We start from the raw sequence: 11,430 nt of genomic DNA on the forward strand, positions 1-11,430 counted from the left end.
GGAGTCCTGACGACTCCGGAACCCAGCCCCTCGCTCTTACCGGTCTACCGGATCAGGCGGCGAAGTACTCGACGCCGGCCTCGAAGATCGGCTGGTACTTGTCGCCGGGCACGTTCACGTACAGGCCGTTGCCGGAACGCTCCGAATGGCCCATCTTGCCGAACACGCGGCCGTCCGGGCTGGTGATGCCCTCGATGGCGAGCATCGAGCCGTTCGGGTTGACGTCCAGATCCATGCCGGGCACGCCCGCCTCGCTCACGTACTGCGTGGCGATCTGGCCGTTGGCCTTGAGACGCGCCAGCGTCTCGTCGGAGGCGACGAAACGGCCCTCGCCGTGGGAGATGGCGACCGTATGCACGTCGCCGACCTGCGTCCGGGCGAGCCACGGGGACAGGTCGGAGGCGACGCGCGTGCGCACGAGACGGCTCTGGTGGCGGCCGATCGTGTTGAACGTCAGCGTCGGGCAAGTCGCGTCCATGTCGACGATGTCGCCGAACGGCACCAGACCCAGCTTGATGAGCGCCTGGAAGCCGTTGCAGATGCCGAGCATCAGGCCGTCGCGGTTCTTCAGCAGGTCGCGCACCGCCTCGGTGACGGCGGGGGCGCGGAAGAACGCGGTGATGAACTTGGCGGAGCCGTCCGGCTCGTCGCCGCCCGAGAAGCCGCCCGGGATCATCACGATCTGGCTCTTGCCGATCTCCTCGACCAGCTTGGCGGTGGACTCGGCCACCGCGGCCGGCGTGAGGTTGTTGACGATCAGCGTGTGCGCCTCGGCGCCCGCGCGTTCGAACGCAGCGGCCGAATCGTACTCGCAGTTGTTGCCCGGGAACACGGGGATGATGACGCGCGGGCGCGCCACGCCGGAACCCACGTACACGGTCTTCTTCACGCCGGCCTCGGCCGCGTGGAAGTCGATCGTCTCGACGGTCTCCGTCTTCTCCGCGCCGCGGGAACGGTACGGGAACACGGATTCGATGCCGCCCTCCCACGCGTCCTGCGTGCCCGCGAGGTCGAGCGTCTCGCCGGCGGCCGTGAACTCGTAGGCCTCGGTGGTCATGCCGATCTCGCCGACCTCGACCAGGTTGGAGACGGCCGGGATCTTCTCGTTGTCCTTGAGCTCGACGATGAACGAGCCATACGCCGGCTTGAACAGGTCGTCGAGCGCGATGCCGTCGTTCAGAGCCACGCCGATGCCGTTGCCCACGGTCATCTTGAACAGCGCCTCGGCGGTGCCGCCGTAGCCCGGCGTGGACACGGCCAGCGCGGTGCCGAAGTCGGTGAGCTCCTCGACCAGACCGAACGCGTCGAGCAGCGCGTCCTTGTCCGGCGTGAGATCGTCGGCCAGGTAGCGCGGCGCGATGCGCACGATGCGGTGGCCGGCGCCCTTGAACTCGGGGGAGGTGGCGCGATTCATATTGCCCACGGCCACGGCGAAGGAGATCAGGGTCGGCGGCACGTCGAGATCCTCGAACGAGCCGGACATGGAATCCTTGCCGCCGATCGCGCCGGCGCCGAGGTCGATCTGCGCCATCAGGGCGCCGAGCACGGCGGCCATCGGCTTGCCCCAACGTTCCGGCTCGTCGCGCAGCTTCTCGAAGTACTCCTGGAAGCTCAGGTACGCCTTCTCATGCTCGAAGCCGGCGGCCACCAGCTTGGCGAGCGATTCGACGACGGACAGGTACGCGCCGGTGAACTGGTTCTTCTCCATGATGTACGGGTTGAAGCCCCAGGCCATCGCGGATGCGGTCGTGGTCTCGCCGAACACGGGGAGCTTGGCGACCATCGCCTCGTTCGGGGTGAGCTGCCTGACGCCGCCGAACGGCATAAGCACGGTGCCCGCGCCGATCGTCGAGTCGAAGCGCTCCGACAGACCCTTGTTGGAGGCCACGTTGAGGTCGGTGACGAGGGCGTGCATGCGCTCGGCCAGCGTGCCGGTCGTCCACGCGGACGGCACCTCGTACGCCTGCTGCGCTTCGATGTGCACGGCCTGATGCTTCGGCGCGCCGTTGGAGGCGAGGAACTCGCGGGTGAGGTTCACGATCTCGTCGCCGTTCCAGGTCATCACCATGCGCGGGTCCTCGGTCACGGTGGCGATCACCGTCGCCTCGAGGTTCTCCTCGCGCGCGTAGCCGAGGAACTCGTCGACGTCCTCCGCGGCCACGTCGACGGCCATGCGCTCCTGCGATTCGGAGATCGCCAGCTCGGTGCCGTCGAGGCCCTCGTACTTCTTCGGGACGGTGTTGAGGTCCACGTACAGGCCGTCGGCCAGCTCGCCGACCGCCACGGACACGCCGCCCGCGCCGAAGTCGTTGCAGCGCTTGATGAGACGGCACGCGTCGCCACGGCGGAACAGGCGCTGCAGCTTGCGCTCGACCGGCGCGTTGCCCTTCTGCACCTCGGCGCCGTCGAGTTCCAGCGATTCGACGTTGTGGGCCTTGGAGGCGCCCGTCGCGCCGCCGATGCCGTCGCGTCCGGTGCGTCCGCCCAGCAGGATGATCTTGTCGCCGGGGGCCGGGGTCTCGCGGCGCACGTGGTCGGCCGGGGTGGCGGCCACGACCGCGCCCACCTCCATGCGCTTGGCCACGTAGCCCGGGTGGTAGATTTCGTCGACCTGACCGGTGGCGAGGCCGATCTGGTTGCCGTAGGACGAGTAGCCGGCGGCCGCGGTGGTCACGAGCTTGCGCTGGGGGAGCTTGCCCTCGAGCGTCTCGGAGACCGGCACGGTCGGGTCGGCGGCGCCGGTCACGCGCATCGCCTGGTACACGTAGGAGCGGCCCGACAGGGGGTCGCGGATGCAGCCGCCGATGCAGGTGGCGGCGCCGCCGAACGGCTCGATCTCGGTCGGGTGGTTGTGGGTCTCGTTCTTGAACAGGAACAGCCAGTCCTGCTGTTCGCCGTCGACGTCCACCTTCACCTTGACGGTGCAGGCGTTGATCTCCTCGCTCTCGTCGAGACCGGTGAGGATGCCGTTCTTCTTGAGCCACTTCGCGCCGATCGTGCCCATGTCCATCAGGCACAGAGGCTTGGAGTCGCGGCCGAGCTCGTGGCGCAGTTCGAGGTAGCGCTCGAACGCGGCCTTGACGACCTCGTCGTCGATGGCGACGTCGGTGAGGATCGTGCCGAACGTCGTGTGGCGGCAGTGGTCGGACCAGTAGGTGTCGATGACCTTGATCTCGGTGATCGTGGGCTCGCGGCCCGCCTCGGCGAAGTACTTCTGGCAGAACTCGAGGTCCGCGAGGTCCATGGCGAGGCCGCGCTCGTCGATGAACCGCTGGCCGGCCTCGGCGTCCATCTCGTTGAATCCGGCGATGACCTCGACCTTGCCGGGCGTCGGCACGGCGGTCTTCAGCGTCTCCTTGACGTCGAGGGACGCCTCGCGCGCCTCGACCGGGTTGATGACGTAGCGCTTGATCGCCTCGACGTCGGCCTCGGTCAGGTCGCCTTCGAGGGCGTACAGCTTGGCGGAGCGCACGGTGGGACGCTCGCCCTGCGAGATGAGCTGGATGCATTCGCTGGCGGAGTCGGCGCGCTGGTCGAACTGGCCGGGCAGGAACTCGGTGGCGAACACCTTCGCCGCGCCGAAGTCGGGCAGGTCGTTGGCGACGTCGTCCACCTGCGGCTCGCTGAACACGGTGGGCGTGGCCTGGGCGAACAGCTCGGCGCTGATGCCCTCCACGTCGTAGCGGTTCACGATGCGCACGGATTTCAGGCCGGCGATGCCGAGGATGGTCTTCAGCTCGCCTGCGAGCTGCTGAGCCTCGACGTCGAAGCCGGGCTTCTTCTCCACGTACACGCGGAAAACCATGAGGGTCCTTTCGGGAATATTGAACGGAATCCTAAAACATCGGCTCCCTCTGACGAGGGAGCTGTCGGCGGAGCCGACTGAGGGAGAGACGGCGACCGTCGTCGCCATGCCGTCGTTCCCGACGGGTTCTCTCCCTCAGTCCCGCTTCGCGGTCCAGCTCCCTCGTCAGAGGGAGCCTGCATGAAAGCGTGTCACTCGGCGCGTTCGACGCCTTCGGCTTCGGCCAGCTTGACCAGACGGCCGTAGATCTCCTCTTACGCGGGGATGATGTTGCCCAGGTCGCGGCGGAAGAGATCCTTGTCGAGATGCTCGATCTTGCCGGACTTGTCCTTGAGGTCCCACAGGCGGCAGGTGTCCGGGGTGATCTCGTCGGCGAGCAAGATGGTGCCGTCGGAGGTCTTGCCCTCCTCGATCTTGAAGTCGACGAGCTGCACGTCGATCTTGGAGAAGATGTCCTTGAGGCCCTCGTTGACGGCGCGGGCGATGCGGGAGATCTCGGCCAGCTCCTCCTCGGAGGCGAGGCCCAGGGCCACGATGCCGTCGTCGTTGATGAACGGGTCGCCCAGCTCATCGGACTTGAGGCAGAACTCGAGGATCGGCTTCTTGAGCGGAGTGCCCTCCTCGACGCCGTAGCGCTTGGCGAAGGAGCCGGCCGCGGTGTTGCGCATGATGATCTCGAGCGGGTACATGTCCATCTTCTTCACCAGCTGCTCGGTGTCGGACAGACGCTTGATGAAGTGGCTTTCCACGCCGCGCGCCTTGAGCAGGTCGAAGATGACGGAGGTGATGTGGTTGTTCAGGTTGGCCTTGCCTTCGATCTGGGCCTTCTTCGCGCCGTTGCCGGCGGTCGCCTGATTCATGTATTCGACCCACAGCACGTCGGGGTCGTCGGTTGCGTACATCTTCTTGGCCTTGCCCTTGTAGAGCATTTCCAGTTTCTCCATTACTCGCCTTTCAGGAGTGGAATATCTGGGTGAACTAACGGTAAAAGGGTACCAATCGCCGGCTACATGCAACACACGACCGCGGCGGATGGCCGGCGACCTCGATGGTCAGCGCACTTCGATGGTCAGCGCGTCGGCGACGCGGCCCGCCTTGGCGCGCGCGTCGGCCTCGGAACCGCCGATCGCCAGCGCGACGGCCATGCGGCGATGGCCGTGCACCTCCGGCTTGGCGAAGACGCGCAGATCGGTGCCCGGCTCGGCGAGCGCGCGGTCGAGCCCGGAGAACTCCGCCTCGCCGTCGCCGGCGACCACGATCGCATGGCTGGCGGCCACCGCGCCCTCCGGCATCGCGAGCGCCACATGGCCCTCCGTGACCGGCAGGCCGAGGATCGCGCGCGCGTGCAGCGCGAACTCGCTGAGCCGCTGCGAGGCCATCGTCACCATGCCCGTGTCGTGCGGACGCGGCGACACCTCGTTGAACAGGACGGAGCCGTCGGTCAGCACGAACAATTCCACGCCGAACACGCCCCAGCCGGTCTCGCCGCTCGCCTTCGCCTTCGCGACGAGGCCCTCGACGGCGGCGCGCGCGATGCGGCCCGCCTCGACGAGCACATCATCCGTCGCCGCGGCCGGCTGCCACGATTCGCGGTAGTCGCCGGACTCCTGACGCTGCCCGATCGGCGCGCACGTCACGATGCCCGCGCTCGACGAGACCGTCAGCACGGTCAGCTCGTAGTCGAGCGGCGCCAGCGCCTCGACGATCACGCGCGACACGTCGCCCTCGCCGGCGGCGCGACGGCCCTCCTGCGCCTCCGTCCACGCGGCGTCGATCGCGTCCGCCTCGCGCACGACCGACTGGCCGTGACCGGACGAGCTCATCACCGGCTTGACGACGCACGGATAGCCGACCTCGTCGGCGCCCGCGCGCAGCTCCTCCAGCGAGCCCGCGAACCGGTAGGGCGTGGTCGGCAGTCCCAGCTCCTCGTGCGCGATGACGCGCAGACGCTCACGGTCCATGCAGATCGCGGCGATCTCGGCGCTCGGCACCACCTGCACGCCGCGGGCGGCCGCATCCGCCAGCTCGGACGTGGCGATCGCCTCCACCTCGGGCACGACGATGTCCGGCTTCACCTCGTCGAACAGGGCGCGCAGCTGGGAGGCGTCCGCCATGTCGAGCACGCGGGCCTCATGCGCCACCTGCTGGGCGGGTGCGCCCGCATACGAGTCGGCGGCGCACACCCATGCGCCGAGGCGCATGAGCTCGATCGTCACCTCCTTGCCGAGCTCGCCCGAGCCGAGGAACAGCACGCGCGTCGGCCGCGCGCCCAGCGGCGTGCCCAGCACGCGGCCGGAGACGGGGGAGTGGGACGAGGAAGGGGAATCATTGACGGTGTTGACGGTGTTCACGCTATCGGTCATGCGTCACATTCTCCCATCGCCACCCGATGAGGCGCGCCGGCATGCCGGCACGCGTTGATAACCGTCCATAAATACCGCGTATAGACACGCCGTCGCCACGCGCCGATCCGCAGCGTACCTTGAGTATCACCGATCGGTTGGGAATAAACGATCGGGCCAACGTTTCCTGAAGGGGAAGAAAGGGAGTTGGAGATGGGGGAAGGGAATCCGTCGCCCGCAGCCAGTCAGTCCGTCGATCCGATCGCGGATCTGATCTCACGCAGGGCGGCGGCGCTCCCGCCGAACCCGTTCGCCCAGGCCGACGCGCGCACCGCGGCCGCCATCCGCGCCGGGCATGACGTCATCGACCTGTCCAAAGGCAATCCGGACGGCGCGCCGCCCGCGTTCATGCAGGACGCGCTCGCCCACGCCGCGCACGACCCGTCCCTGTTCCGCTATCCCGCGTTCGACGGTGTCCCCGCCTATCTCGACGCAATCGCGCACTGGTATCACGGACGCTACGGCGTGGCGCTCGACCCGCGCGCGCACCTGCTCGCCACCGCCGGCGCGTCGGTGGGCATCTCCACCGTCATCGAGGCGCTCATCGACGAAGGCGACACGGTCGTGGCCGTCGACCCGTACTATCCGCAGTACGAGGGCTCCACCGCCGTCGCCAAGGGCCGCTTCGTCACGATTCCCGCGGACCCGGCGCACGGCTACCTGCCGGACCTCGACGCCGTCGACCCGAAGCTGTGGGACGAGGCGACGCTGCTGATCCTCAACTATCCGAACAATCCCACCGGCGCCGTCGCGACGCCGGAATTCTACGGGCGCGTCGTCGCGCTCGCGCACGAGCACCGGTTCGCGGTGATGAACGATTTCGCCTACGCGGGCATCGAGTTCGGCGACGCGCCGTCGCCCAGCATCCTCGCCACGCCGGGCGCGCTCGATGTGGCCGTCGAACTCGGATCGCTGTCCAAGATGTTCATGGTCGCCGGGTGGCGCGGCGGCTGGATCGCCGGCAACGCCGCGATCCTCGCCGCATCGAAGGCCGTCCACCAGCAGACCGCCGTGCTCGCGCCCAGCGTCGTGCAGCAGGCCGGTGCGGTCGCGCTGAGCGGCGACCTGCGTTCCGTGGCGGCGCTCAGCGCAAGCTACGGGCATCGCGCGCAGGTGCTCGCCGACGGATTGCGCGAGGCGGGGCTCGACGTGGCGCCGCCTCGCGGAGGACTGTTCCTGTGGGCGCGTGTGCCGGATGGCTACGGCACGTCGGACGCGTTCACCGCATGGCTCATCGAACATGCGGGTGTGGCCGTCATGCCCGGATCGTGCTTCGGTCCCGTGTCGGACGGATTCGTGCGGTTCAGCCTGCTGAAACCGGAACGCGACCTCTATCAGGCGGTGTCGCGCATCACGCGCGCGCTGGCATAGCATCGCCGCGGCGCACGGCCCGTGCCCAGTCGCGTGCGGTCATAGACTGGAGCAATGCGTGAACAGGAATCGGAGCATGATGAGGAGATTCGGCGGACGCCGATCGTCGAGGAGGACATCGACCGTCCGCTGACCATCGCCTTGGTGGTCGACACGGTCGGCAACCAGGGCAACGGCACGTCGAATTCGGCGCTGCAATGGGCCGCCGAACTGGAACGGCAGGGGCATCACGTGCGTCTCGTCGGCGTCGGCGCGCCCGACTATCCGGCACGCGTCAACAAGGTGCCGCTCGTCTCGTGGGTGGCCGCCAAGCAGCAGATGCAGTTCGCCGAGCCGAGCGACACGCTGTTCCGCACCGCGTTCCAAGGCGTCGACGTCGTCCACATCTACATGCCGTTCAAATTCGGCCGGCACGCCGCGAAGGTCGCCCGTCGGATGGGCATCCCCGTGACCGCCGGATTCCACCTGCAGCCGGAGAACGTGCTCTACTCCGCCGGACCATTGCGCTACATCCCCGGCATGGAGCGGTTCCTCTACTGGCTGTTCCGCCAGTGGCTGTACAAGCGCGTCGACCACATCCACACGCCCACCGAGATGACCGCGAGCCTGCTGCGCGAACACGGGTACAAGGGGACGATGCACGTGATCTCGAACGGCTACGCGCCACGGTTCACCGCGCGCGAGCCGTTCGATCCGGACGCGCCCGCGCACGTGCCGTTCCGCGTCGTCGCGTCCGGCCGCCTCGCACACGAGAAGGACCAGATCACGCTCATCAAGGCGATCTCGATGAGCCGGCACGCGAGCGACGTCCAGTTGGTCATCGCCGGCACCGGTCCGCTCAAACGGTATCTCACGTTCCGTGCGAACCGTCGCCTCAAGCGCAAGGCGGACATCGGTTTCCACCGCAACGTCGACATGCCGGCGCTGCTGCGTTCGTGCGACCTGTTCGTGCACTGTTCGATTGCCGACATCGAATCGGTGAGCGTCATCGAGGCGATGGCGTGCGGCCTCGTGCCGGTCATCGCCGCGTCCGAACTGTCCGCGGCGAGCCAGTTCGCGCTGACCGACGCCTCGCTGTTCCCGGTGCGCGACGCCGCGATGCTCGCGCGCCGCATCGACTGGTGGATCGATCATCCGGACGAGCTCGCGCGCTGGGGCGCGGTCTACGCCGAGCACACGCGCGAGCATTATTCGGTGGAGGCGTCCGTCCACCGGTTCGTCGACATGGAACGCGAGGCGATCGCCACGGCGGAGGCGTGATACGGCGGGGATTGCCGTAGCGGGGACTGCCGTAGTGGGGACTGCTACAGCAGGGCGATGAGCCGGTCCGTCTCCTCGTCCGTGGTCGCCCAGCTCGTGCAGATGCGCATCACCGTGTGCGACTCGTCCGCCTTCTCCATGAAGCCGAGACGCACGTCGCGTTCCAGACGGTCGATGGTCGGCTGGTCGAGCGTGACGAAGATCTGGTTCGTCGGCGCCTCGAACGTGAGCGTGTAGCCCTTGTCGCGCAGGGCGGCGCGGATGCGGTCCGCCTGCACGTTCGCGTTGCGGGCGATGCGGAAGTACAGGTCGTCGGTGAACAGCGCGTCGAACTGCGCGCCCAGCAGGAAGCCCTTCGCGAGCAGCGCGCCATGCTGCTTGATCTCGGTGAGGAAATGACGCGGCGCGGCGGAACGCGCGTCACGGTTCGCGAACACGACCGCCTCGCCGAACATCGCGCCCACCTTCGTGCCGCCGATATAGAAGACGTCGGCGATGCGGGCGAGATCGGGCAGCGTCATGTCGCAGCCGGTCGCCGTGAGGCCGTAGCCGAGACGCGCGCCGTCCACGAACAACGGCATGTCGTAACGGTGCGCGACGTCGGCGATGGCCTCGAGTTCCGCCTTCGAGTAGACGGTGCCGTATTCGGTCGACATGGAGACGTAGACGCATCCGGGGAAGACCATGTGCCCGTGGTTGCCGTCCGCGTAGAAGGTTGCGCAGTACTCGTCGAGCTCGGCCGCGTCCATCTTCCCATCGTGATGGGGGAGCGTGAGCACCTTGTGACCGGAGTATTCGATGGCGCCCGCCTCGTGCACGTTCGGATGGCCGGATGCGACGGCGACGACGCCCGCGTACGGCGGCGTGACCGCGTCGATGACGACCTGGTTGGTCTGCGTGCCGCCGACCAGGAAGTGGATGTCCGCCTCCGGCAGGGCGCACGCCTCGCGGATTTTCGCCTTGGCGCGCTCGCAGATCGGATCCATGCCGTAGCCGGGGTACAGGTTCTCGTTGATGCGGGCGATCGCGTCGAGCACCGCCGGGTGCGCCGCGCGAGAGTAATCGTTCTCGAAGGAAAGCATGACGACCAGTGTAGTGGCCGGCCGCTCCCGCGCGGAGTTTCCGCTCCCGCATGGAGTTTGCGCTCCCGCTGGCGGGAGCTGTCAGCCTACGGCTGACTGAGGGTGGTCTGCATGACCGAGCGTATCCGTACCTCTTCGCTCCCGCCGGCGGGAGCTGTTCCGCGAAGCGGGGCCGAGGGGGGGCGTGCGAGGCCTCGTGTCCCGCGCACAAGAAGATGGCCCCCGGAACCGAAGGGAAGAAGTTCCGGGGGCCATCTGATGGGGAAGGAGGCGATGGTACGCTTTGCTGCTTTCGCCGCGCCGCCTTGCGCGGCCTCCTTGCAATGATGAACCACAAACAACCAGTACACGTGTTTCTTTCGCGGCCCGGCGCCTGCGCCGTGTTGCCTTGCCGCACCTCGGTGAATTCACCATCGATCGCTGTTCAGTTATCTCGAAGGCGTTGCGCCTGCGGCCTTACGGCTTTCTGCGCTTCGTTGCGACCTGCCGGATTCCCGGCCGATCTTAAACTCCGGCCTTCACTGGTAAGTATACCAAAAACCGAACATGCTGCACGCTTCAACACGCCGGAAAGCCAATCGGCAGTAAGGGTGACGGGCTATGTTGAAATGAACACAAGCGAACAATGTGACCGTTCTCATGTGCGTATGCGAGCGATTGGGTGGGGCGATGACGGTTCGCAAAGGCGACGTGGGATGCAGGGTTTGCCGGGCGTGGGTTTTGCTGCGGCGCGGGCGGCCGTACTTGTGAAACGAAGGGACCGACGGTGGAACCGGTGGGGGCGTGGTGGAGTGGCGGGCGGGCGCGCCGCCTACGTGCGGCCGTCCGCGTGCGTGGAACGGAGGCGTCACCCGCCCCACCGCGCAGACATGCATCGGCGGCTGTCCGAGCGCGAAGAGCGGAGGTCAGAACTTCGCCAACGCGTAACCACCCGTGATCAGCCGTCCGCGCGCGAGGAGCGGAGGTCGCGGGCGCGCCCAACGCGGCGAGTCGGGCCTGCAGCCGTCCGCGCGCGAGGAGCGGAGGTGTGGTGCAGAGGGGACGAAATGGGCGATGCGGCGTGGGATTCCACGATTTCGCGAATAGTTGCGTGCTTTCCTGCATCGTGCTCTTGGGGTATATATGCCCTCAATCCTTGGAAACAGGCGCGACACGCCGTAGTTGGACAACGGCGGAAACTCCTGTATTGTATTCACTCGTTGCCGACCGGCGAGAGCGGGTCGAGAACAATGGTGGCTATAGCTCAGTTGGTAGAGCATCTGATTGTGGTTCAGAAGGTCGCGTGTTCGAGCCACGTTAGCCACCCCACCAAGACCCCGAGGGAAACCTCGGGGTCTTTTCGTATTCCCTCCCCCCCCGTTTCATCCCATGGTGCGGTAAAACCCTCATGGTGCGGTAGGCGAGGGTTATAGGAACCAAACGTGGTGTTTTAGAAATCCCGGGCGTGGTGTGGATGCTGTCGCAGGATTTCCGTTGTCTTCCTTTCCTTTTGCATCCAGGCCGAAGCTCG

Annotated in this window: 6 protein-coding genes and 1 tRNA gene; 3 read left to right on the forward strand and 4 right to left on the reverse strand. The window is 67.2% G+C overall.

Going from position 1 to position 11,430, the window contains the following annotated elements:
* Window positions 1-52 precede the first annotated feature (52 nt).
* The 3 genes from AC1AYX_RS09400 to purT form a co-directional block, all read right to left on the reverse strand.
* The gene (locus tag AC1AYX_RS09400) at window positions 53-3,805 is read right to left on the reverse strand and encodes a phosphoribosylformylglycinamidine synthase (RefSeq protein WP_476503225.1); all 3,753 of its coding nucleotides are present in this window, start codon (window positions 3,803-3,805) and stop codon (window positions 53-55) included.
* A 254-nt stretch (window positions 3,806-4,059) separates the two neighbouring features.
* A complete protein-coding gene (gene purC, locus AC1AYX_RS09405; RefSeq protein WP_476503226.1) occupies window positions 4,060-4,749 on the reverse strand; it encodes a phosphoribosylaminoimidazolesuccinocarboxamide synthase in 690 nt (229 codons plus the stop codon).
* Between the two features lie 108 nt (window positions 4,750-4,857).
* Entirely contained in the window at window positions 4,858-6,168 is a 1,311-nt protein-coding gene (gene purT / locus AC1AYX_RS09410) for a formate-dependent phosphoribosylglycinamide formyltransferase (RefSeq protein ID WP_476503227.1), read from the reverse strand.
* Between the two features lie 192 nt (window positions 6,169-6,360).
* On the opposite strand from purT, the gene AC1AYX_RS09415 reads away from it, so the two are divergent.
* Window positions 6,361-7,578, forward strand: a complete 1,218-nt coding sequence (locus AC1AYX_RS09415) for a pyridoxal phosphate-dependent aminotransferase (protein ID WP_476503228.1) — start codon at window positions 6,361-6,363, stop codon at window positions 7,576-7,578.
* A 54-nt stretch (window positions 7,579-7,632) separates the two neighbouring features.
* Window positions 7,633-8,838 (forward strand): glycosyltransferase, encoded by a 1,206-nt coding sequence (locus AC1AYX_RS09420; protein WP_476503229.1) that lies wholly within the window; start codon window positions 7,633-7,635, stop codon window positions 8,836-8,838.
* A gap of 44 nt (window positions 8,839-8,882) precedes the next feature.
* Here AC1AYX_RS09420 and AC1AYX_RS09425 read toward each other — a convergent pair whose 3' ends face one another.
* Window positions 8,883-9,920: a threonine aldolase family protein gene (locus AC1AYX_RS09425; RefSeq protein ID WP_476503230.1), complete on the reverse strand. Its 1,038-nt coding sequence runs from the start codon at window positions 9,918-9,920 to the stop codon at window positions 8,883-8,885.
* A gap of 1,232 nt (window positions 9,921-11,152) precedes the next feature.
* Between AC1AYX_RS09425 and AC1AYX_RS09430 the strand changes: the two genes are divergently transcribed.
* Window positions 11,153-11,228, forward strand: a tRNA-His gene (locus AC1AYX_RS09430).
* Window positions 11,229-11,430: the final 202 nt, after the last annotated feature.

The sequence above is a fragment of the Bifidobacterium sp. LH_419 genome (assembly GCF_056356955.1).